General features: G+C 61.6%; 17 protein-coding genes. 5 read left to right on the top strand and 12 right to left on the bottom strand.

Translation table 11 applies throughout. The annotated features are described in order from the left end of the window. Window positions 1–14: 14 nt before the first annotated feature. The 12 genes from F8N96_RS12875 to gap form a co-directional block, all read right to left on the bottom strand. Entirely contained in the window at window positions 15–1391 is a 1377-nt protein-coding gene (locus tag F8N96_RS12875) for an L-serine ammonia-lyase (protein ID WP_150798131.1), read from the bottom strand. Between the two features lie 205 nt (window positions 1392–1596). Continuing rightward, window positions 1597–4458 carry an aminomethyl-transferring glycine dehydrogenase gene (gene gcvP, locus F8N96_RS12870; RefSeq protein WP_150798130.1) on the bottom strand — a complete coding sequence of 954 codons (2862 nt, stop codon included), beginning with the start codon at window positions 4456–4458 and terminating at the stop codon, window positions 1597–1599. An 11-nt stretch (window positions 4459–4469) separates the two neighbouring features. Continuing rightward, on the bottom strand, window positions 4470–4853 hold the full coding sequence (gcvH, locus tag F8N96_RS12865; RefSeq protein WP_150798129.1) for a glycine cleavage system protein GcvH: 384 nt from the start codon (window positions 4851–4853) through the stop codon (window positions 4470–4472). Between the two features lie 446 nt (window positions 4854–5299). After that, window positions 5300–6808, bottom strand: coding sequence for a sigma-54-dependent transcriptional regulator (locus tag F8N96_RS12860; protein WP_150798128.1), 1509 nt, complete (start codon window positions 6806–6808; stop codon window positions 5300–5302). Between the two features lie 262 nt (window positions 6809–7070). Continuing rightward, window positions 7071–8420 carry a CoA transferase gene (locus F8N96_RS12855; protein ID WP_150798127.1) on the bottom strand — a complete coding sequence of 450 codons (1350 nt, stop codon included), beginning with the start codon at window positions 8418–8420 and terminating at the stop codon, window positions 7071–7073. A 247-nt stretch (window positions 8421–8667) separates the two neighbouring features. Then, the gene (locus F8N96_RS12850) at window positions 8668–9069 is read right to left on the bottom strand and encodes a YbaN family protein (protein ID WP_150798126.1); all 402 of its coding nucleotides are present in this window, start codon (window positions 9067–9069) and stop codon (window positions 8668–8670) included. Window positions 9070–9140: 71 nt separating this feature from the next. Beyond that, on the bottom strand, window positions 9141–9764 hold the full coding sequence (locus tag F8N96_RS12845; protein ID WP_150798125.1) for a biliverdin-producing heme oxygenase: 624 nt from the start codon (window positions 9762–9764) through the stop codon (window positions 9141–9143). Window positions 9765–9893: 129 nt separating this feature from the next. Then, window positions 9894–12485 carry a TonB-dependent receptor gene (locus F8N96_RS12840; RefSeq protein WP_150798124.1) on the bottom strand — a complete coding sequence of 864 codons (2592 nt, stop codon included), beginning with the start codon at window positions 12483–12485 and terminating at the stop codon, window positions 9894–9896. A 122-nt stretch (window positions 12486–12607) separates the two neighbouring features. Next, window positions 12608–13573 carry a FecR family protein gene (locus tag F8N96_RS12835; RefSeq protein WP_150798123.1) on the bottom strand — a complete coding sequence of 322 codons (966 nt, stop codon included), beginning with the start codon at window positions 13571–13573 and terminating at the stop codon, window positions 12608–12610. Window positions 13574–13656: 83 nt separating this feature from the next. Next, window positions 13657–14175 (bottom strand): RNA polymerase sigma factor, encoded by a 519-nt coding sequence (locus F8N96_RS12830; RefSeq protein ID WP_150798122.1) that lies wholly within the window; start codon window positions 14173–14175, stop codon window positions 13657–13659. A gap of 77 nt (window positions 14176–14252) precedes the next feature. After that, entirely contained in the window at window positions 14253–14717 is a 465-nt protein-coding gene (locus F8N96_RS12825) for a methylglyoxal synthase (protein WP_064679366.1), read from the bottom strand. 97 nt (window positions 14718–14814) lie between these two features. Continuing rightward, window positions 14815–15816 (bottom strand): type I glyceraldehyde-3-phosphate dehydrogenase, encoded by a 1002-nt coding sequence (gene gap, locus F8N96_RS12820; RefSeq protein WP_150798121.1) that lies wholly within the window; start codon window positions 15814–15816, stop codon window positions 14815–14817. Between the two features lie 220 nt (window positions 15817–16036). Here gap and edd point away from each other — a divergent pair, with 220 nt between their 5' ends. From edd to F8N96_RS12795, 5 genes are all read left to right on the top strand, one after another. Then, entirely contained in the window at window positions 16037–17863 is a 1827-nt protein-coding gene (gene edd / locus F8N96_RS12815) for a phosphogluconate dehydratase (RefSeq protein WP_150798120.1), read from the top strand. Further along, window positions 17860–18813, top strand: a complete 954-nt coding sequence (locus F8N96_RS12810) for a glucokinase (RefSeq protein ID WP_150798119.1) — start codon at window positions 17860–17862, stop codon at window positions 18811–18813. Before edd ends, F8N96_RS12810 begins: the two co-directional genes overlap by 4 nt. A 144-nt stretch (window positions 18814–18957) precedes the next feature. Further along, window positions 18958–19689 carry a response regulator gene (locus F8N96_RS12805; protein WP_150763649.1) on the top strand — a complete coding sequence of 244 codons (732 nt, stop codon included), beginning with the start codon at window positions 18958–18960 and terminating at the stop codon, window positions 19687–19689. Beyond that, window positions 19679–21148, top strand: coding sequence for an ATP-binding protein (locus F8N96_RS12800; protein ID WP_150798118.1), 1470 nt, complete (start codon window positions 19679–19681; stop codon window positions 21146–21148). Before F8N96_RS12805 ends, F8N96_RS12800 begins: the two co-directional genes overlap by 11 nt. Before the next feature lie 233 nt (window positions 21149–21381). After that, on the top strand, window positions 21382–22641 hold the full coding sequence (locus F8N96_RS12795) for an AGE family epimerase/isomerase (RefSeq protein ID WP_150798117.1): 1260 nt from the start codon (window positions 21382–21384) through the stop codon (window positions 22639–22641). Window positions 22642–22698 lie beyond the last annotated feature (57 nt).

Raw genomic sequence — 22698 nt, 5'->3', positions numbered from 1 at the left:
GATGCGCGTGGGCATCAGCACTCGATAATGTTGACCGCCAAACCGCCACGGGCGGTTTCCTTGTATTTGCTTTTCATGTCGGCGCCGGTCTGGCGCATGGTGCGAATGACCTTGTCGAGGGACACAAAGTGTTGGCCGTCGCCGCGCAGGGCCATGCGTACCGCATTGATGGCCTTGACCGAACCCATGGCATTGCGCTCGATGCACGGCACTTGCACCAGTCCGCCGATCGGGTCGCAGGTCAGGCCCAGGTTGTGTTCCATGCCGATTTCGGCGGCGTTTTCCACTTGCTGCACGGTGCCGCCGAGCACTTCGCACAAGGCGCCGGCCGCCATCGAGCACGCCACGCCGACTTCACCCTGACAGCCGACTTCGGCGCCGGAGATCGAGGCGTTTTCCTTGTACAAAATGCCGATGGCGGCGGCGGTCAGCAGAAAGCGCACGACGCCATCGTCATTCGCGCCGGGAATAAAACGCATGTAGTAGTGCAATACGGCCGGGATGATCCCTGCCGCGCCGTTGGTGGGCGCCGTGACCACACGCCCGCCGTTGGCGTTTTCTTCGTTGACCGCCAGGGCGTACAGGTTGACCCAGTCCAGCACCGACAGCGGATCGCGCAGTGAGGATTCCGGGTTTTTGCACAACTGCCGATGCAGCGCAGCGGCCCGGCGCTTGACCTTGAGGCCGCCGGGCAGGATGCCTTCGTTGCGGCAACCGGCAGCGACGCAGTCCTGCATGACTTGCCAGATGTTAAGCAGGCCGGCGCGGGTTTCCGCTTCCGGGCGCCAGGCACTTTCGTTGGTCAGCATCACCTGGCTGATCGACAAGCCGTAGGTGCTGCAGTGACCGAGCAGGTCCTTGGCGCTTTTGAACGGGAAGGTCAGTTTTGTTGCGTCTTCGACAATCCGGTCGGCGCCGGCGGCGTCTTCATCGACGACGAAACCGCCCCCGACGGAGTAGTACTCGCGGCTGCGGATCTGCAGACCAGCGGCGTCGAACGCGCGAAAGATCATGCCGTTGGGGTGATACGGCAGTGGTTTGCGGATCATCGCCAGGTGTTCTTTTTCGTTGAAGGCAATGCTGTGTTCGCCGAGCAGATTCAAGCGCCCGTTGCCGCGAATTTCTTGCAGGCGAGCCGCGACGGTTTCGGTGTCTACCGTGTCCGGGTGTTCGCCTTCCAGGCCGAGCAGCACCGCCTTGTCGCTGCCGTGGCCTTTGCCGGTGGCACCGAGGGAGCCGTAGAGTTCGATTTTGACGCAAGTGGTCGCGGCCAGCAGCCTTTCACGGCGCAAGCCTTCGACGAAACGTGCAGCGGCACGCATCGGGCCGACGGTATGGGAGCTGGAAGGGCCGATGCCAATCTTGAACAGGTCGAACACGCTTAAAGCCATGGTTGTTCTCCGGTTTCTTGTTATATAGGGTCAGCATCAACCTTGAGTGAAATTCGATTTTGTAGGAGCTGGCTTGCCAGCGAAGGCGGTGTGTCAGGCAACATTTGTGTCGGCTGATCTGCCGTCTTCGCTGGCAAGCCAGCTCCTACAGTGGTTTTGTGGCGTACTTGAAAAGGGGGGCGAGCGAACCCGCCCCCTTATTCGTTTAAGCGTAGCTTTCGATCGACGGGCAGGCGCAAACCAGGTTGCGATCGCCAAACACGTTGTCGACCCGGCCGACCGGTGGCCAGTACTTACCTTCGATCAGCGACGCGACCGGGTATACCGCTTGCTCACGGCTGTACGGGTGCGTCCACTCGCCGACGATTTCCGCCGCGGTGTGCGGGGCGTTTTTCAGCGGGTTATCGTCCTTGTCCAGGGTGCCGTTTTCCACCGCGCGGATTTCTTCGCGGATGCGGATCATGGCGTCGCAGAAGCGGTCCAGTTCTTCCCTGGATTCGCTTTCGGTCGGCTCGATCATCAGCGTGCCGGCGACCGGGAACGACATGGTCGGGGCATGGAAGCCGAAGTCGATCAGGCGCTTGGCGACGTCATCGACGCTGATGCCGCTGCTGTCTTTCAACGGACGCAGGTCGAGGATGCATTCGTGCGCCACCAGACCGTTGCTGCCGGTGTACAGCACTGGGTAATGCTCTTCGAGACGACGGGAAATGTAGTTGGCATTCAGGATCGCCAGTTGCGAAGCACGCTTGAGGCCGGCGCCACCCATCATCCGGATGTACATCCAGGTGATTGGCAGAATGCTCGCGCTGCCGAACGGTGCCGCGCAGACCGCGCCTTCCTTGCGTTCCATCTGGGCGTGGCCCGGCAGGAACGGGGTCAGGTGCGACTTGACGCCGATCGGGCCGACGCCCGGGCCGCCACCGCCATGGGGAATGCAGAACGTCTTGTGCAGGTTCAGGTGCGACACGTCGCCGCCGAACTTGCCCGGTGCGCAGAGGCCGACCATGGCGTTCATGTTGGCGCCGTCGATGTACACCTGGCCGCCATTGTCATGAATGATGCCGCAGATTTCACGGATGCCTTCTTCGAACACGCCGTGGGTCGACGGGTAGGTGATCATCAATGCCGCGAGATGCTCGCGGTGCTCGATGGCCTTGGCGCGCAGGTCTTCGATGTCGACGTTGCCGCGGGCATCGCAAGCGGTGACGACCACGCGCATGCCAGCCATGTTGGCGGTAGCCGGGTTGGTGCCGTGGGCGGACGACGGGATCAGGCAGATGTCGCGGCGGTCTTCGCCACGGCTCTGGTGGTAGGCACGAATTGCCAGCAGACCGGCGTATTCACCTTGGGAGCCGGCGTTAGGTTGCAGGGAAATCGAGTCATAACCGGTGGCGGCGCAGAGCATCGCTTCCAGTTCATCGGTCAGCTGCTGATAACCGGCGCTTTGCTCGGCCGGGGCGAACGGGTGCAGGGCGCCGAATTCGGCCCAGGTCACCGGGATCATTTCGCTGGCGGCGTTGAGTTTCATGGTGCAGGAACCCAGCGGAATCATGGTGCGATCCAGCGCCAGGTCCTTGTCGGCGAGCTTGCGCAGGTAGCGCATCAGCTCGGTTTCCGAGTGGTAACGGTTGAACACCGGGTGGCTGAGGATCGGCGACTGGCGAACCAGCGCGGCCGGGAGGGTGCTGTCGACCGAGGCGGCGAGGGCGGCGAAGTCTGGCAGCACCTTACCGTCGGCCAGCACGCTCCACAGGGTTTCAACGTCGGCCTGGCTGGTGGTTTCATCCAGGGACAGACCCAGGCGCTCGCCATCTACCACACGCAGGTTGATGCGCTGGGCGCGAGCCTTGTCGTGCAAGGCAGCGGTTTGCGCGCCGGTCTTGACCGTCAGTGTGTCGAAGAAGCTGGCTTGCTCGACAGTCAGGCCCAATGCGCTCAAGCCGTTGGCGAGGATCGCGGTCAGGTGATGCACGCGCCGGGCGATCTGCGTCAGGCCTTTCGGGCCGTGGTAGACGGCGTACATGCTGGCAATGTTGGCCAACAGCACCTGGGCGGTGCAGATGTTGCTGGTGGCTTTCTCGCGACGGATATGCTGCTCGCGGGTCTGCATCGCCAGGCGCAGGGCCGGCTTGCCGAAACGGTCCACGGAGACGCCGACCAGACGGCCCGGCATGTCGCGCTTGAACGCATCCTTGGTGGAGAAGTACGCCGCGTGCGGGCCACCGAAGCCCAGCGGCACGCCGAAGCGTTGCGCACTGCCGATGGCCACGTCGGCACCGAATTCGCCCGGCGGGGCCAGCAGGGTCAGGGCCAGCAGGTCGGCGGCAACGGCCACCAACGCGTTGGCAGCGTGGAAGCGCTCGGTCAGCTCGCGGTAGTCGAATACATCACCGTTGCTCGCCGGATATTGCAGCAGGGCGCCGAAGAACGGCGTCACGTCAGTCAGTTCCTGCTCGTCGCCGACCACAACGTCGATGCCCAGCGGCTCGGCACGGGTGCGCAGCACGTCGAGGGTTTGCGGGTGGCAATGCACCGACGCGAAGAACGCGTGGCTGCCCTTGTTCTTGCTCAGGCGTTTGCAGAAGGTCATGGCTTCGGCGGCGGCGGTGGCTTCATCCAGCAGCGAGGCGTTGGCGATCGGCAGGCCGGTCAGGTCGCTGATCAGGGTCTGGAAGTTCAGCAGCGCTTCGAGACGGCCCTGGGAAATCTCCGGCTGGTACGGGGTGTAGGCGGTGTACCAGGCCGGGTTTTCCAGCAGGTTGCGCAGGATCGGCGACGGCGTGTGGGTGCCGTAGTAGCCCTGGCCGATGTAGGTCTTGAACAGCTGGTTCTTGCTGGCGATGGATTTGATCAAAGCCAGTGCGTCGGCTTCGCTCAAACCGTCGTCCATGCCGAGCACGCTGGTGCCTTTGATGCTGTCCGGAATGACGCTGGCGCTCAGGGCTTCCAGGGAGTCGAAACCGAGGCTGTTGAGCATGGCTTGCTCGTCGCCTGCGCGCGGGCCGATGTGGCGGGCGATGAATTCGTTGGCGGTTGTCACATTTACAGAAGGTACTTGAGTCATGTCAGCGCTCCTCAGGCTTCGGCGTTGGCTTTGATCAGACGGTCGTAGGTGTCTTGATCCAGCAATTTGGCAACAGCCGAGGCGTCGGTGGGCTGGAAACGGAAGAACCAGCCTTCGCCCAGCGGATCTTCGTTGACCAGTTCCGGGCTGCTGTCGAGTGCCGGGTTCACTTCCAACACTTCACCGTCGAGTGGCATGTACACACCGCTGGCGGCTTTCACCGATTCCACGGTGGCGGCTTCAGCACCTTTGTCGTAGGACTGCAGCTCAGGCAGTTGTACGAAAACCACGTCGCCCAGGGCGTTCTGTGCGAAAGCGGTGATGCCAACTGTGACGCTACCGTCAGCTTCGGTGCGCAGCCATTCGTGATCTTCAGTAAAACGCAATTCGCTCATGGAAACTCCTAAGGGGGCCAGACTCGTCTGGTGGACGCGGTGGGGAATGCTGGGGCAATGCCCTGTTTTATGAGTGGTTACTAAGCAAGTTTGCTGCCAATGTTATTTATTCTTTATAAATCAAATAGTTATGTAGTTTTGTGAGGCGAAGGCATCCTATGGCTGTAGCGAAATCGCTACAGCCGGAGGCAAAGAAAAAAGCTTAGGTGGATCAAAGCCTTGCGCAGCGGCTATCAGGGGAGGGTGTAGCGATATCGTTCCACTGTAGCGCTTTCCGTACAGGTGGAGGTCGCTTTTGAGGAGGTTTACAGGCTGGACATAAAACCTGTGGGAGCGAGCCTGCTCGCGAAAGCGGAGTACCAGACACATCAATGTGACTGACACTCCCTCTTCGCGAGCAGGCTCGCTCCCACAGGGGTATGGGTTATGAGAATGAATTCTCAGCCTTACGGCTTGTTGGGAATCCCGTACTTGCGCAACCGATGGGCGATAGCGGTGTGGGAAGTCTGCAGACGGCTGGCCAGTTGGCGAGTAGAGGGATAACTGACGTAGAGTTTTTCCAGCAGCGTCTTCTCGAACTCTTCCATGGCTTGCTCAAGGCTATCGACTTCACTGTCGCTCTGACGCGCCACGGAGGTGCCGGCAATGTCGAGGTCGCCAATGTCCACCACACTGCTTTCGCAAATCGCTGCGGCGCGGAAGATCACGTTCTGCAGTTGCCGCACGTTGCCAGGCCAGCGGTTACCCAGCAGTGCCGGGTAGGTGCCCGGCGCCAGGCGACAGACCGGGCGCTGGATCTGCGCGCAGGCCTGCTGCATGAAATAGCGCGCCAGCAGCAAAATGTCCTGGCCGCGTTCGCGTAGCGGCGGGACTTCGACGTTCAGGACGTTGAGACGATAGAACAGGTCTTCGCGAAACGAACCTTCGCTGACCATTTTTTCCAGGTCCCGATGGGTCGCGCTGAGAATCCGCACGTTGACCTTCACCTCTCGATCACCGCCCACTCGGCGGAAGCTGCCGTCATTGAGGAACCGCAACAGCTTCGCCTGCAAGTAAGGCGACATCTCGCCGATCTCATCGAGAAATACCGTGCCCTGGTTGGCCAGCTCCATCAGCCCCGGTTTGCCGCCCCGTTGCGCGCCGGTGAACGCGCCGGGGGCGTAGCCGAACAGCTCGCTTTCGGCGAGGTTCTCCGGCAATGCCGCGCAGTTCAGCGCCAGGAACGGTGAGCTGTGCCGGGCACTGATGGCGTGGCAGGCACGGGCCACCAGTTCTTTGCCGGTGCCGGTTTCACCCTGGATCAACAAGGGCGCATCGAGCGCCGCGACCCGTTGGGCGCGGGCCTTGAGCGTGCGAATCGTCGGCGACTCGCCCAGCAACGCATCGAAGCCCTCGGCATGGTCGTGGTGCAGCGCCGAGAGGCGTTCGCCGATGCGGTTCGGTTGATACAGCGTGAGCAGGGCGCCGGCGTCGGTGATGGGGGTGGCGTCCAGCAACAGGGTCTGGCCGTTGACGGTGATCTCGCGCAGCGGCAAGCGAAAGCCGTTTTCCAGCAAGGCATCCAGCAGTGATGCGTCGGCGAAGAGGTCGGCGAGGCTTTCACCTGCCGGTTCCCGACCGTACAGGGCGATCAACGCCGGGTTGGCCAGCAACACCTTGCCGGCGCTGTCCAGCGCCAGCACCGGGTCGGTCATTGCCGCGAGCAATGCATCGAGCTGCAAATGCCGACGTTGCCCGGGGAGGATGTCGACCACCGTCACCGCTTGCACGCCACGTACATTGAACAAGGCATCGCGCAGCTCTTCGAGGACTTGCGGGCTCAGGGTCGGGGCGTCGATGTAGACGTTGGGCGGCACCATTTCCACCGCGTCCAGGTTGAGATTGCGCCCACCGAGCAACGCCAGGACTTCCTGGGTAATGCCGACGCGGTCGATGAAGCTGACGTGGATACGCATGGGGCGGTTTTTGGTTCTGGCGTGCGGAGGGTGGCAAGTATGCCTTGGCGCGGACCAATGATGAAATCCTGCGCAGGACTTAAGGGTGGAGAACGCTGGACCTGTGGGGGCGAGCTTGCTTGAATAACGGTGTATCAGGCGATATCGGTATTGACTGGGCCGCCGCCTTCGCGAGCAAGCCCGCTCCCTCATTAGTCCACGTTCGTCCAGGTAAACTCGATCTCCTGTGGGAGCGGGCTTGCTCGCGAAGGGGCCGGTATCGTCACCACCACAATGGGCGATGTGAACCCAGTTCCCCAGCCGGAATCGCCCACTGCAACGGCGTCCCGGTAATTCTCAAAGGAACCTGCAACCGATGCGCCGGCCCCCAGGGCGTTTGCTCGACCAACAACCCTTGATCGCTTACTTCCTCCGCCCGCAACGGCTCATCCGTCCCGGCGCCAGCCTCGATCAGCAGCTTCGCCGTCCGCGCCAGCGACAATCGCGCCGAGCCGCCACGTCCGTCACTCAACCGTTGCACCAGCAACTTGATCGCACTGGCCGCCATCAAATACCCGGTGGCGTGATCGAGCGCTTGCAAGGGCAAGGGTGTCGGTTTGTCCGCATGCTTGCAGCGCATGCCGGCTTCGGCAATGCCGCTGCTCATCTGCACCAGGCTGTCGAAGCCGCGACGGTTCTGCCACGGGCCACTCCAACCGTAGGCGTTCAGGCAGACATCGATCAGTCCGGGCGCCACTAGCTGGCGCTCGGCGAGGCCATAACCCAGGCGCTCCAACGCATCGGCGCGGTAGCCATGGAGCAGGATGTCAGCGTCTTTGAGCAGGCCTTCGAACAGTTCGCGATCGGACTTGTCATGCAGGTCCAGACGCGCGCAGCGTTTGCCCAGGGTGACTTCAGGCACCACGCCGGGTTCGTTCCAGGTCGGAGGATCGATGCGCAGTACATCGGCGCCGAACCCTGCGAGGAAGCGGCTGGCGACAGGTCCCGCGAGTACCCGAGTCAGATCCAGCACCTTGATCCCGGCCAGGGGTTGCGCCACCGAACCTTGCCACGGCTTTGCGTTTTGACCGCTGTTGGCAGCGAACTGAACCAGCGGTTCGGCATTCACGGCCTGACCCTGGGGATGGGCCTGCCATTGCACCCAGGATCGCATTTCGGCGGCACAGCCTCCGGCGTCGAGCACCGCCTGTTCCAGGTCGGTTTTGGCCCATTGAGCAACCTTGCTCGCCATCGCTGCGCGGTCGGCGCAGATACCGAGCACGCGTTCGGCGGCGGTGCGGTGATGGGGGGCGTTGGTGTGCAGGCGGATCCAGCCGTCCTTTGTCGCGTAATCGCCCGCGACCGCATCCCACAGCGGTGGCACGCTCCAGCCCACCGGGCGAATCGAGGTCGAGAACCAGAACGAGGCCAGGCGCCGGTCGACCTCAAGGTGGGGCAGGCGCCCGGTTTGTTGATTGAGTAATTCGCCGATGGCCTGGCCGGCGGCGGCAATGCTGGCGCAAGCCAGGTCAGTCACGGCAAACGCCGAGGGCAGGGCACCACTCGAGGTGACCGGGAACGGGGTGTGGGGCAAGCCGAGTGCGGCTTGAATGGACGTGAGTAGATCAGTCATCGAAGGCCCTCCGGAGCGAGAGCCCGAGCATAGACCAAAACACCGACCGTCCGGATGAAATCCCCTCTGTAGGAGCGAGCTTGCTCCGGGCGGCGTTCCGACGATGGTCGCTAACGATAACGCGTGTCTACTGGTTAAATTCGGCGCTCTTGAGTCCATCGCGAGCAAGCTCGCTCCTACAAGTAATCTCCTGTGTGACCTGGATGTGGGAGCAGGGCTTGCTCGCGAAGGCTGGCGACTCAGTCTGTCAGGACGACAGAGGCAGTGATTCCGGCCGCGACCAGATCCACACATTACCCAGGCTCATGCCGGCGATGGCCAGGTAAATTGGCCAGCCATGATCAAGCATGATGAGCATCAAGCCTGCGCACAGCAGCATGCTGACGGTGGCGCTGACCTTGGCTCGCCGGGCAATGATTTTGCCATTGCGCCAGTTGCACAGGATCGGACCGAACAGCCGATGGTTTTCCAGCCAGGCGCTCAGGCGCGGCGAGCTTTTAGTCGCGGCCCAGGCGGCAAGCAGGATGAACTCGGTGGTCGGCAGGCCCGGTACGACGATGGCGATCAGGCCAATGCCGAGGCTGAAGCAGGCCAGGAGACCGAAGAGAAAGCGGGCGAGTTTTGAAGTAAAGATTGGAAGTTGAGTCATGACCAACAATACGTGGGGGGGGCCGGTCGTGTTCAGCGACCGGTTTTTCCGCAGTTACGGCGGCTTCTTACTTAAGCCGGCTGAGCATTGGTCGCGCGTGTTCCGACTGTCCTGAGCAGCAGTTCAAGGCGTGCAAAGGCATCCCTGGAAGCCTGATCCACCTGGGCTTCTTCTTCGTCGCTCAGTTGCAGATTGTCGAAGATGGCATTGAATGCTTTCCAGCCTTTTGCGCGACCGCCTTCTGGCTCTGCCAGGTGACGTGCGCCTCTGGTCTGGCTGTAGCCGAGGCCGACAGCATGTTTGAACAGGATGGCAGCGCCCAGTTTCGAGCCTTCCGAAACCCGAATCCAGGCCAGGGCCTGAGCCTGGGTCGGGGACTGCAAGGCGCCCGGAACGGCTTCAGGGATAGCCGACCCCAGATCCGCCAGGTCGGCTTCTGCCGCTTTCACCCGGCAGCGCTCTGGCAGGTCCGGAAAGAGCTTGATCAGCTGCGCATCGTGGTACAGCGCCTGGATCTCCGATTGAAACAAATACTGCATCTGGACGAACCGTGTGAAGCCGGCATGGGTTTCGGTAGGCGCCCATTCGCTGACGGTATCTTCAAGACGTTTGTGCAGGTCGTGAGTCAGCTCTCTGACGCGCTGGGAGCGCAGGATTGAAGCACTGACATCGGAAGCGGGAGTTTGGGAGACCATGCTGTTCTTTCCTTTGAAAGTTGGTGCTGGATTATTTGCGTCAATGAACTAGACGAATAAGCAGTCGCTGCAGAGTAAAAAAATCCTCGCTGTGCGGCATCGAACAACCGCGCAGCGAGATACAGAGGGTCAAATGTCCCACACCAGATTGACCGCGAAGTTGCGACCTGGCTGGGTCAGGCGATCGAGGTTGGCCGGGTTGATCACGGCTGCCTCGCCCACGCCGTCATAACCGCGCACGTCATCCCACAGCCAGTACTTTTTGTCGGTCAGGTTGTAGAGGCCGGCGCTGACGGTGACGTCGTCGGTGACTTTGTAGAAACCGGTCAGGTCCAGCACGCCAAAACCGGGCGACTTGAATTGGCTGCTGACGCCATCCGGCGATTTGAAGTTGCTGTCGTCGACCCGATCCTTATTCTTCACCAAGGTCCAGCTGAGCAAGCCGCCGTAGTTGTCCTGGTCATAACCCAGGCCGAACACGCCGGTCAGCGGGTTGATGCTATTGAGCGGTTGACCGGTGTCGTCGTTGCGGCCGTAGGCGTAGGCCACCGAACCCTGGGTATAGAGCCCCTGTGGCGCACCGAAGGCATCGAGGTTCAAGCGACCCTTGATCTCCGCGCCCTTGATGGTGGCGTGCTTGATGTTGTGGCTCTGGAAGGTCAGCTCGTTGTCGCCGGGGGTGATCGCATCTTCGTTGATGAAGTCGCGGTACTTGTTATAGAACACCGCCACATCGAACGAACCGGATTCGAAGTTGCCGCGCAGACCGGTCTCGTAGGTTTTGCTTTTTTCCGGCTCCAGGTCCGGGTTGGGTGCCACGATGTAGCCATCGGCTGTGTTCTCGAAGCGCCCGTACAACGCCTTGGCGGTCGGCGTACGGAAACCTTCGGCGTACTGGCCATACCAGGTGTATTGATCGGTCAGGGCATAGGTCAGGCCGAACTTGGGTGAAACCTTGTGCCAGGTTTTATTCTCATCGCTCACGGTGCCGCGACCGTCGGCCGCCACGGTGTTGAGGAATTCCTCTGTGATGTGCGGCTTGAGTTGCGTGTAGTCGTAGCGCAGGCCTGGCAGGAAGGTCCATTTGTCCCAACTGATCTGATCCTGGGCAAACAGGCTGTAGGTGTTGATGGTCGGGTCCGGGAAGTCACTGGATTTTTTCAGCACATCGCTCGGGCTGACCGCACCGATGACCCGGCAGCTGCCGAACACCGCAAGGCAGGTGCCGTTGCCGCTGCGCGAGCCGGTGACCTTCTGCTGCTTGAGGGTGGTGCCATAAGTGAACAGGTGCTCGGTATCGCCAAGGCTGAAGGCTTTATCCAGTTGCGCATCCACGACCCACTGCTTCTCTTCGTAGAGTGTTTCGCGGGTTCGCAGCACCTGGCGGGAGATCGGGTAGTAAAACTCGGCGGTGCTCTGATCGGTTTTGGCGACCTGGTGATTCAGGCTCCACTTGACGTTGTCCACCAGCAGGCTGTCGAGGGCGAAGCGGTGTTCCAGGCCGAAGCGCTCGCGGGTCACCGTGTCGTTACCGGTGCGCCACTGGTACATGCCGCCCGGCAGGATACGGTCGGGAATGGTCGGCTGGCCGTTGAAGAACGGACCGCCGTAAGCGCTTTTCAGATCGATGTCGCGGTCGTCCTTGTACTTCTCGTAAGTCAGCCCCAGGCGCGAATCGTCGTTGTAGTTCCAGCCGATTTTGGCCAGCACGTTGCTGGCGCGCACGTCTTCCGGGTTGGCTGCGGTGCGCGCCAGGCCGGTGCCGTTGTTGCTGCCATAGGACTCGGTTTCGTGACCGTCACGCTGGCTGTAATGCAGCAAGCCGTCGAACCGATCGGCGCGACCGGCGACGGTGGCGGACTTGAGCCAGCTCTCATCGGCGGAACTGTAGCCGGTCTTGAGGCGTGCGCCGACGTCTTGGCCCGGCTTGATGATGTCGTCCGGGTCGAGGGTGAAGTAGCTGACCGCGCCGCCGATGGCGTTGCTGCCGTAGAGCACCGAGGCCGGGCCGCGGAGGATTTCCACGCGCTTGATGATTTCCGGGTCGACGTAGTTGCGTTGAGTCTTGGCGTAAGGGCCATTGAAGAATCCGTTGGGGATTTCGACGCCGTCGACCTGGGTCAGGATCCGGTTGCCGTCGATGCCACGAATGTTGTAGCCGCTGATCCCGCCGCGCTGACCGGCACCACCCACCGATACACCCGGTTCGTAACGCACCAGATCCTTGATGGTGTTGACGTTGTTGCGGTCCAGTTCTTCACGGGTGTGAACGGTGACGGTGCCCGGCACGCTTTCCACGCTCTGTTCCTGGCGAGTGGCGCTGATGGTCACCTGTTGCAGATTGATGGCGCTGCCGGTGCTGCGCTTTTCCAGGACGATGTTGTTGTTGCCCAGTTTGCGATAGCTCAGGTTGGTCCCCACCAACAGGCGATCGAGGGCTTTTTCCGGTGACAGGGAGCCGCGCACACCCGGCGAGGCCACACCTTGCGCCAGTTCGGCCGGCAAGCCGACTTGCCAGCCTGTCACCGCGGTAAACGCATTAAGCGCCGACACCAGCGACTGCTGGGGAATGGCGAACGAGTAATCACCCATGTTGCGGATCGGTTGCCCGTCGGCGGCAGCCGCCATGAGCGGGGCGCTGCCGGCTATCAGGATGGCCGCGGTCAGCAGCGACAGCATTCGCGAGGGTGAAGAGGACTGGCGGGAAAGGCGAGGGGACATCGATAGCGCTCCGTGTCGCACGAATCTTTATAGGTGCTGATTGGCATGTAGAGATGCGAATCAATTGCATTGGCTATAACGAGACGTACGAACTTCAGCTATCGAGTAAAAATAATTCTCATTCAGTTAAGTATCACCAGCGCCGGGAATTCCTGGAGCCGTGCCGAGGTAATGTGGGCCAGCGAGCGAACGACATCCAGCGGCTGATCGAGACGGTAGTTGCCGGTCACTGCAACGTCGGCCAACTGCTCGTTGTTGTTGATGATCCAGCCGGGATAGTAGCGACGCAGCTCTGCCAGCACCTGGTTCAGCGGGCAGTTTTCGAACACCAGCCGGCCCTGGACCCAGGCCAGGTCGGTGGCGGCATCGAGTTTGGCCGGACGATCGAAGCCGTTGGGGCCGATGCGGATGCTTTCCCCGGCGGACAAACGCACCCGCGCATCGCTGCGGGTGGCTTGCAGGTCGACGTCGCCACGCTGCACCCGCACCTGTGCCACCCCATCAAGGTAGCGCACCGCAAACGCGGTATCGCGCACGCTGGCCTTGACCGGGCCGGCGTCGATTTGCAGCGGCTGGCCGGGATTGGCCGACACGTCGAAAAATGCCTCGCCCTGATACAGGCGGGCCACGCGCTGCCGATCGTTGATGGTGCTGGAGAAGGCCGAATTGGTATTGAGCAGGACGTTCGAACCGTCCTCCAGTTGCAGGCGCTGGCGCTCACCGACCACGGTCAAGTGATCGGCCTGCAGGCGCATTGGCAGGTTGCTGAAGCTGAACACACCGAGGAGCAGCACGGCGGCGGTGGCCAGGGGTTTCCAGTGCAGTCGCAGGCGCGACAGGGCCGTCGCCTTCGGCGGTTGGGCGGCCAGGTCTTGTGCGCATTGCAGCACGTGCGGGCCGTCCCAGATCGCTTGGGCACTGGCAAACGCTTCGGCATGCAGGGGATCGGCGGCGAGCCAGGCATGGAACTGTCGGGTCTGTTCCTCGCTCGGACTGCCCAGCACGATCAGCCAGTCCAAAGCCTGGTCCATTGCGCTGGCGGGGTCCCGTGCCGGGGAGGGCGCAGGGGAGCGGTGGGTGTCCGTCACGGTGTTTCCTCGGCAGTGTCTGTGCACGGCTGTTTTTTTAATGAAGCCTGGAAGAGAGGCAAGGGTAGCAAAGCCTCGGGGGCTCAGTCGCCGTTCAAGCGTTCGGCGACGCCGATGCAGATCGCCATGATCAGCTTCAGTTCCTTCTGCACGGTGCTCAAGGACACGCCAAGCTTCTGGGCAATTTCCAGATAACTGTCCCCGTGCAGACGGCTGAGAATGAAAATCTGCTGCTGGCGGGCGCTGAGTCGGTTGAGGCTCAGGTTCAAACGCTCCAGCAATTGTTCGGCATGTGCGGCGTCCTCGGCGCTGCTCACGGGGGAGGCAACGGCCTGCACCACGTCCAGCGGCACGTCATCGAGCAGGGTGCGCGAGTGGATGCGACGCGCACGCAAATGGTCCAGCGCCAGGTTGCGGGCGGTCTGGAACACGAAGGGTTCGAGGTGATCGATGGCCCGTTCACTGAGCGCCCGGGTCACGCGCAGGTAGGTTTCCTGCAAGAGGTCTTCGGCGGTGCTGTGATTGTTGACCATTCGCTCCAGGGTGCGCAGCAGAGAGACTCGCTGGGCGATGAAGACGTGATTGAAGCGCGATTGACTCACGGGAGGCCCTGATCCATGTCGAGCGAATGATAATGCTTATCATCCGCTCGAGTGGTCAAGGACTCATTTGTGAAGGTTTATGCGCGGCCCAGCAGATAGGTAGCGTAATCCGGGATCCGATGCGGGTGCGCCTGATCCATCAATGGGCTGCTCAGCAGGTAGTCGGCGCTGCATTCGTTGCAGGCCACGGGAATGTTCCAGACCGCCGCGACCCGCAGCAGTGCCTTGATGTCCGGGTCATGGGGCTGCGGTTCGAACGGGTCCCAGAAGAACACCAGCATGTCGACCCGCTGCTCGGCGATCCGCGCGCCGAGCTGCTGGTCGCCGCCCAGGGGGCCGCTGATCATGCTTTCCACGGGCAAGTCGAGGCGTTGTTGCAACAACAATCCGGTGGTGCCGGTGGCAACCAGTTCGTGTTGTGCAAGCTGGTCTTTGTGCCGCTCGGCCCAGTCCAGCAAAAAAACCTTGCAGTGGTCATGGGCGACCAGGGCGATTCGCTTGCGCGCCGCCAGGGTCTTTTGCGTGAAGCTGATACCGATCATGGGGTGGTCCATAGACAATGGGTGGGAACCGGTTTGGTGGCGATGGCGGTTTTGAGGACGCCTTCGCTGGCAAGCCAGCTCCTACAGGAAGCTTCGCTTACTCGGCGTTGCACAATGCCAGGCAGTTATCGAGCATGCGGTTGGAGAAGCCCCATTCGTTGTCGTACCAGGCCAGGACCTTGAGCAGCTTGCCGCTGGACTTGGTGTGGTTGGCGTCGAAGATCGACGACAGCGGGTTGTGGTTGAAGTCGCTGGAAACCAGCGGCAAGGTGTTGTAGCCGAGAATCTTCGAATGCCGGCTGGCTTCCTTGAGCAATGCGTTCACTTCATCCGCCGACGCTTCGCGCTTGAGCTGCACGGTCAGGTCCACCAGCGACACGTTGATCACCGGCACACGCACGGCCATGCCGGTCAATTTGCCCGCCAGTTCCGGCAACACCAGGCCGACCGCTTCGGCAGCGCCGGTCTTGCTCGGGATCATGTTCTGGGTGGCGGAACGGGCGCGGTACGGGTCGCTGTGATAGACGTCGGTCAGGTTCTGGTCGTTGGTGTAGGCGTGGATCGTGGTCATCAGGCCGCTTTCGATACCGAACTCGCGATGCAGCACCTGGGCCACCGGGGCCAGGCAGTTGGTGGTGCATGACGCATTGGAAATGATCTGATGCGACTGACGCAGGATATCGTGGTTGACCCCATACACCACGGTGGCGTCGGCGCCTTTGGCCGGGGCCGAGATGATCACTTTGCGCGCGCCGGCGGTAATATGCGCGGCGGCCTTGGCCCGGTCAGTGAACAGACCGGTGCATTCGAATACGACGTCAATTTTTTCCGCGGCCCAGGGCAGCTCGGCCGGGTTGCGAATGGCACTGACCGAAATCCGGTCGCCATTGACGGTCAGGCTTTCCCGATCGTGCTGGACATCGGCGTCGAACGTGCCATGAACCGTATCGTACTTGAGCAGATGAGCATTCATCGCGCTGTCGCCCAAATCATTGATGGCAACGATCTGCAGGTCCTGGCGATAGCCTTGGGTATACAGTGCGCGAAGCACGTTACGGCCAATTCGGCCAAAACCATTGATTGCGATTCGAAGAGTCATTTAACAGGGCCGCCGTCGTTTTGTTGTTGGAATTACAAGATTATTCGCATAAAAATAGAAAACAAGCCTTTTTAATGGCAATATTTTGTTCGATCTACAACGAGTGGCCTGAATCAACTGGTCCGACCGATCAAGAAAACCGTCTGTCATCCCAAATACAACGGCCCTTGTTCAGCATAGACAATCAGGTCGCCACATCCGTTAGCCTGGAGTTCTACACATGCATCCCCGCGTCCTTGAGGTCACCGAACGGCTTATCGCCCGTAGCCGCGCAACACGTGAGGCTTACCTTGCACTGATTCGTGGTGCCGCCAGCGACGGGCCGATGCGCGGCAAGCTGCAGTGCGCCAACTTTGCCCACGGCGTCGCCGGCTGCGGCAGCGATGACAAGCACAGCCTGCGGATGATGAATGCCGCCAACATCGCAATTGTTTCGTCATATAACGACATGCTCTCGGCGCATCAGCCGTACGAAGTCTTCCCTGAGCAGATCAAACGGGCCCTGCGTGAAATCGGTTCCGTCGGCCAGTTCGCCGGTGGTACCCCGGCCATGTGCGATGGCGTGACCCAGGGTGAGCCGGGGATGGAGCTGAGCCTGCCCAGCCGTGAAGTGATCGCGCTGTCCACCGCCGTGGCCCTGTCCCACAACATGTTCGACGGCGCGCTGATGCTGGGCATCTGCGACAAGATCGTGCCCGGCCTCATGATGGGCGCCCTGCGTTTCGGTCACTTGCCGATGATTTTCGTGCCAGGCGGGCCGATGGTCTCGGGTATTTCCAACAAGCAGAAAGCCGATGTGCGCCAGCGTTACGCCGAAGGCAAGGCCAGCCGCGAAGAGCTGCTGGAATCGGAAATGAATTCCTACCACAGCCCCGGCACCTGCACCTTCTACGGCACCGCCAACACCAATCAGTTGTTGATGGAAGTCATGGGCCTGCACTTGCCGGGCTCGTCTTTCGTCAACCCGAACACCCCGCTGCGTGATGCCCTGACCCGTGAAGCGGCGCATCAGGTCACCCGTTTGACCAAGCAGAACGGCCACTTCATGCCGATCGGCGAAATCGTCGACGAGCGCTCGCTGGTCAACTCGATCGTGGCGCTCAATGCCACTGGCGGCTCGACCAACCACACCCTGCACATGCCGGCCATCGCCATGGCGGCGGGTATCCAGTTGACCTGGCAGGACATGGCCGATCTCTCCGAGGTCGTGCCGACCCTGAGCCACGTCTACCCGAACGGCAAAGCCGATATCAACCACTTCCAGGCTGCGGGCGGCATGTCATTCCTGATTCGCGAACTGCTGGAAGCCGGGCTGCTCCACGAAAACGTCAACACCGTCATGGGCCATGGCCTGAGTCGCTACACCCAGGAACCGTTCCTTGATAACGGTGAACTGGTCTGGCGCGAAGGCGTGACCGACAGCCTCGATGAAACCATCCTGCGTCCGGTCGCTCGTGCGTTCTCGCCAGAAGGTGGCTTGCGCGTGATGGAAGGCAACCTCGGTCGCGGTGTGATGAAAGTTTCCGCCGTTGCCCTGGAAAACCAGATCGTGGAAGCACCTGCGATGGTGTTCCAGGATCAGCAGGATCTGGCCGATGCGTTCAAGGCCGGGTTACTGGAGAAGGATTTCGTCGCGGTGATGCGCTTCCAGGGGCCGCGCTCCAACGGCATGCCGGAGTTGCACAAAATGACGCCGTTCCTCGGCGTGCTGCAGGATCGTGGCTTCAAAGTCGCGTTGGTGACAGACGGGCGCATGTCGGGCGCGTCCGGGAAAATCCCGGCGGCGATCCATGTCAGCCCGGAAGCTTTTGTGGGCGGTGCTTTGGCCCGAGTGCAAGAGGGCGATATCATCCGCGTCGATGGCGTCAAAGGCACCCTGGAGCTTAAGGTGGACGCCGAAAAGTTCGCGGCTCGCGAACCCGCCAAGGGCCTGTTGGGCAACAACATTGGTACCGGCCGCGAGCTATTCGGTTTCATGCGCATGGCCTTCAGCTCCGCAGAGCAGGGCGCCAGCGCCTTTACTTCTGCCCTGGAGACGCTTAATTGAAACTGGCTTTGGTCGGTGACATCGGTGGGACCAACGCACGTTTCGCGTTGTGGAAAAACCAGCAGCTGGAATCGATCCAGGTGCTGGCGACGGCAGACCATGCGAGCCCGATCGACGCGATCAGCCTCTACCTGAGCGGACTCGGCCTGGCGCCGGGTTCGATCGGTTCGGTATGCCTGTCGGTGGCGGGCCCGGTGAGCGGTGATGAATTCAAGTTCACCAACAATCACTGGCGGCTCGGTCGCAAAGAGTTTTGCGAGATCTTGCAGGTAGACCAATTGCTGCTGGTCAACGATTTCTCTGCGATGGCGTTGGGCATGACCCGGTTGCAGCCGGGCGAATTCCGGGTGGTCTGCGAAGGCACCCCGGAACCCTTGCGCCCCGCGGTGGTGATCGGCCCCGGCACGGGTCTTGGCGTAGGGACGTTGCTCGACCTGGGTCAAGGTCGATTCGCTGCACTGCCGGGGGAGGGCGGTCACGTCGATCTACCCCTGAGCAGCCTGCGAGAAACCCAGCTGTGGCAACACATCTTCAACGAGATCGGCCATGTCAGCGCTGAAACGGCATTGAGCGGCAGTGGCTTGCCGCGGGTTTATCGGGCGATCTGTGCGGTCGACGGCCACGAGGCCGTGCTCGATACCCCGGAATCGATTACGGCAGCCGGCCTGGCGGGTGATCCGATCGCCCTGGAAGTGCTTGAGCAATTCTGCTGCTGGCTCGGTCGCGTGGCCGGCAACAACGTGCTGACCACCGGTGCACGCGGTGGCGTGTACATCGTGGGCGGGGTGATTCCGCGGTTTGCCGACTTCTTCATCGAAAGCGGTTTTGCGCGGTGCTTTGCCGACAAGGGTTGCATGAGCGATTACTTCAAGGGGATTCCGGTGTGGCTGGTGACGGCGCCGTATTCTGGCCTGGTTGGCGCGGGTGTGGCGCTGGAGCAAGCACGGTAATGATCGTTCCCACGCTCTGCGTGGGAATGCAGCCCGTGACGCTCCGCGTCACTGGACGCGGAGCGTCCCTTGAGGCATTCCCCCGCAGAGCGTGGGAACGATCAGGCATAATCCGTCCCAACTCAAATAACAAGGACGCCTCCCGTGAGCTCAGTCAACAAGTCGATTTTGTTGGTCGATGACGATCAAGAGATACGCGAGTTGCTGGACACCTACCTGACCCGTGCCGGTTTCCAGGTCCGGACCACGCCCGATGGCGCAGGCTTTCGCCAGGCCATGAACGACGCGCCCAGCGATCTGGTGATTCTCGACGTGATGCTGCCCGACGAAGACGGTTTCAGTCTGTGCCGCTGGATTCGCCAGCATCCGCGTCAGGCCCAGGTGCCGATCATCATGCTCACCGCCAGTTCCGACGAGGCCGACCGGGTCATCGGCCTGGAACTGGGCGCCGACGACTACCTGGGCAAACCCTTCAGTCCCCGTGAATTGCAAGCGCGCATCAAGGCGCTGCTGCGCCGCGCGCAGTTCGGTCAGGAGCGGTCCGGCAGTGAAGTGCTTGCCTTCGACGACTGGCGCCTGGACATGGTCAGTCACCGACTGTTCCACATCGATGGTGAAGAAGTGATTCTGTCCGGTGCCGATTTCGCCCTGCTGAAGCTGTTCCTCGATCACCCTCAGGAAATTCTCGACCGCGACACCATCGGCAATGCCACCCGTGGCCGCGATCTGATGCCACTGGATCGCATCGTCGACATGGCGGTCAGCCGCCTGCGTCAGCGTCTGCGCGACACCGAAAAACCACCGCGGCTGATCCGTACCGTGCGCGGCAGCGGCTACCAACTGGCAGCCACTGTGGTTGCCAGCAATGGCCACTGAGTTTTTCCAGAAAATCGCCGCCAAGGTGCCCGTGCCGCGTTCGCTGCTTGGGCGGATGTTGCTGCTGACCTTGCTGGCGGTGCTGTTTGCCCAGGCGCTGTCGAGCGTGATCTGGGTCTCGCAGCTGCGCGCGACCCAGCTCGAGGGGTTGGTCACCAGCGCCCGCAGCCTCGCGCATTCGATGACCGCCAGCGTCAGTTACTTTCGTTCGTTGCCGGTGGCGTTCAGGCCGCTGGTGCTCGACCAGTTGCGCAGCATGGGCGGCACCCGGTTCGTGGTGACCCTCAACGACAAACCCTTGGGCATGGAGCTGCTGCCGATCACCCCGCGCAAGGCGGCGGTGCTCAAGGCGGTGGATGAAGTGCTGCGCCAGTCCCTGGGCCAGGACACTGATATCTCGGTGACGTTCGTCAGCCCCGAAGACCTGCGGATTTTCAACGGCGGCCTGAAACTCGACGAGTTGCCTCGCTCCTGGGCGCATTACGCGCTGACCCTGGAACCGGTCAATCCGCCGGTGCTGGTCACCCAAATCCAGATGGCGCCCGGGGAATGGCTGTACATCGCCTCGCTGTTGCCCGAGCCCTATACCAGCCTTGAAGAGCAGGGGCTGCCGGCGCAGCAAGTCTGGTTCATCGTCCTGACCAGCGGTTTCCTGTTGTTGTTCATCGGCTTGCTGGTGCACTGGCAGAGCCGGCCGCTCAAGCGTCTTGCACGGGCGGCGCGCGATATGTCGCTGGGGGCCGAAGTCGAACCGGTGGCCGAGGGCGGTGGCAGTGAAGTGGTGGAAGTGGGCCGTGCCTTCAACGCGATGCGCGAGCGTATCAGCCGTTATCTCACCGAACGCAGTCAGTTGTTCAGCGCGATTTCCCATGATCTGCGCACGCCGATCACCCGCTTGCGGCTGCGGGTCGAACTGCTGGAGGACGAACAGCTGCAAGCCAAGTTCGGTCGCGATCTGGATGAGTTGGAGCTGCTGGTCAAAGGCGCGCTGCAATGCGTGAAAGACACCGACATTCACGAAAATATCGAACCGGTGGACCTCAATCATGTGCTCGATTGCCTGGTGGAACCGTACCTGGCGCCCAATGGCAATGGCCGGGTGACCCAGCAAGGACGGGCGCTGGCGCCTTATCCGGGCAAGCCGTTGGCGCTCAAGCGGTGCATTGGCAACCTGATCGACAATGCCCTGAAATATGGACAGAACGCGCATTTGCACATTGATGACGACCAGAGCGCGTTCGTCCTGCATGTCGATGATGAAGGCCCCGGGGTGCCAGAGCAGCGGATGGAACAGGTATTCGAACCGCACTTCCGCCTGGCCGGGCAGCAGCAAGGGTATGGGTTGGGGTTGGGGATTGCGCGCAATATCGCCCATAGCCATGGGGGTGAGGTCAGCCTGCAGAATTTGCGAGAGGGTGGATTGCGGGTGACGTTGCAGTTGCCTCGCAGTGTTGATTAGTCGCACCGCGTTATCGTTCTTCGCCGGCAAGCCGGTCTCGCTCCCACAGGGGAGTTGCGTCGTACACAAATCCACTGTGGGAGCGAGCCTGCTCGCGAAGGCACCAGACCATTCAGCACATCTCTCAAGAGAAATGTCACAAAACGGTGACATACCCCACCCCCTTCGTTACAAGCCCACCCCCGCCCGTTGTTTAGACTGCCCTCAGTCATAACAACAAAAAAAGGCACCCCATGGACACCTTCCAACCCGCCTTCAGCAGTTGGCTGAATGCACCTGCCCATCAACAATGGCTCGCCGCCGAAGGCCTACGCCTGCTTTCGTTCGCCAAGGCCGCAAAGCTCCCCGAAGGCTTCGGCAACCTCGATGAAAAGGGCCGCCTGCCGACCAACGCCCACGCCGAAACCATGAACACCGCGCGCATGACCCACTGCTTTGCCATGGCCCACATCCAGGGCTTGCCGGGGTTTGCCGAGCTGGTGGATCACGGCGTAAAAGCCCTCTGCGGCCCGTTACGCGATGCTGAACACGGTGGCTGGTTTGCCACCCCGGAACACCGCGACGGCAACGACGGCAAAGCAGCCTACCTGCATGCATTCGTCGCACTGGCCGCGAGTTCTGCGGTTGTCGCCCAACGCCCTGGCGCCCGAGCATTGCTCATTAATGCGATCGACATCATCGACACGCATTTCTGGAGCGAGGAGGAGGGCGCGATGCGCGAATCCTTCAACCGCGACTGGAGTGAAGAGGAACGCTATCGCGGCGCCAATAGCAACATGCACGCCACCGAGGCCTTCCTCGCCTTGGCCGATGTCACCCAGGACAATCGCTGGTTGTGCCGCGCCCAGCGCATCGTCGAACGGGTGATCCACGGTCACGCCGCCGCCAATGACTTTTTGGTGGTCGAGCATTTCGACCGCGACTGGCAGCCGCTGCGCGAATACAACCACGACAATCCGGCCGACGGTTTCCGCCCGTACGGCGCCACGCCCGGCCACGGTTTCGAGTGGGCGCGGCTATTGCTGCACCTCGAAGCGGCGCGAGTACAGGCCGGGATGCCGACACCAGGCTGGCTGGCCACCGATGCGCAACAACTGTTCGAACACAATTGCCGGCAAGGCTGGGACATCGACGGTGCGCCCGGCATCGTCTACACCCTCGACTGGGACAATCGCGCGGTGGTTCGTCATCGTCTGCACTGGACCCATTGCGAAGCCAGCGCGGCTGCCAGTGCCTTGCTCAAGCGTACGGGTGATGAACAGTTCGAACACTGGTACCGAGTGTTCTGGGAATTTTGTGACAGTCATTTCATCGACCGCCGCGACGGCAGCTGGTATCACGAACTCGATCCACAGAACCGCCCGAGTGCTGATATCTGGGCTGGCAAACCCGACCTCTATCACGCCTGGCAAGCCGTGCTGATTCCGCGCCTGCCGCTGGCGCCCAGCATGGCCACGGCGCTGGGGCAGTTGTCCCAGAGCGCTCCTGTGTAACCATGTGGTGACATTCGAGCGTCCCTTCGTTACCTGCGAAGGCATGACTCCTGTTTA

Source organism: Pseudomonas fluorescens, assembly GCF_902497855.1.
In the GTDB taxonomy this organism is placed as follows: domain Bacteria; phylum Pseudomonadota; class Gammaproteobacteria; order Pseudomonadales; family Pseudomonadaceae; genus Aquipseudomonas; species Aquipseudomonas fluorescens_BI.
Note: the sequence above shows the minus strand (reverse complement) of the source record. Positions and strands in the feature narration are given on the sequence as shown.

Excerpts from the sequence above, each read along its gene's own strand:
- F8N96_RS12875 (WP_150798131.1), bottom strand. The coding sequence starts at position 1,391 with ATGGCTTTAAGCGTGTTCGACCTGTTCAAGATTGGCATCGGCCCTTCC.
- gcvP (WP_150798130.1), bottom strand. The coding sequence starts at position 4,458 with ATGACTCAAGTACCTTCTGTAAATGTGACAACCGCCAACGAATTCATC.
- gcvH (WP_150798129.1), bottom strand. The coding sequence starts at position 4,853 with ATGAGCGAATTGCGTTTTACTGAAGATCACGAATGGCTGCGCACCGAA.
- F8N96_RS12860 (WP_150798128.1), bottom strand. The coding sequence starts at position 6,808 with ATGCGTATCCACGTCAGCTTCATCGACCGCGTCGGCATTACCCAGGAA.
- F8N96_RS12855 (WP_150798127.1), bottom strand. The coding sequence starts at position 8,420 with ATGACTGATCTACTCACGTCCATTCAAGCCGCACTCGGCTTGCCCCAC.
- F8N96_RS12850 (WP_150798126.1), bottom strand. The coding sequence starts at position 9,069 with ATGACTCAACTTCCAATCTTTACTTCAAAACTCGCCCGCTTTCTCTTC.
- F8N96_RS12845 (WP_150798125.1), bottom strand. The coding sequence starts at position 9,764 with ATGGTCTCCCAAACTCCCGCTTCCGATGTCAGTGCTTCAATCCTGCGC.
- F8N96_RS12840 (WP_150798124.1), bottom strand. The coding sequence starts at position 12,485 with ATGTCCCCTCGCCTTTCCCGCCAGTCCTCTTCACCCTCGCGAATGCTG.
- F8N96_RS12825 (WP_064679366.1), bottom strand. The coding sequence starts at position 14,717 with ATGATCGGTATCAGCTTCACGCAAAAGACCCTGGCGGCGCGCAAGCGA.
- gap (WP_150798121.1), bottom strand. The coding sequence starts at position 15,816 with ATGACTCTTCGAATCGCAATCAATGGTTTTGGCCGAATTGGCCGTAAC.
- edd (WP_150798120.1), top strand. The coding sequence starts at position 16,037 with ATGCATCCCCGCGTCCTTGAGGTCACCGAACGGCTTATCGCCCGTAGC.
- F8N96_RS12800 (WP_150798118.1), top strand. The coding sequence starts at position 19,679 with ATGGCCACTGAGTTTTTCCAGAAAATCGCCGCCAAGGTGCCCGTGCCG.
- F8N96_RS12795 (WP_150798117.1), top strand. The coding sequence starts at position 21,382 with ATGGACACCTTCCAACCCGCCTTCAGCAGTTGGCTGAATGCACCTGCC.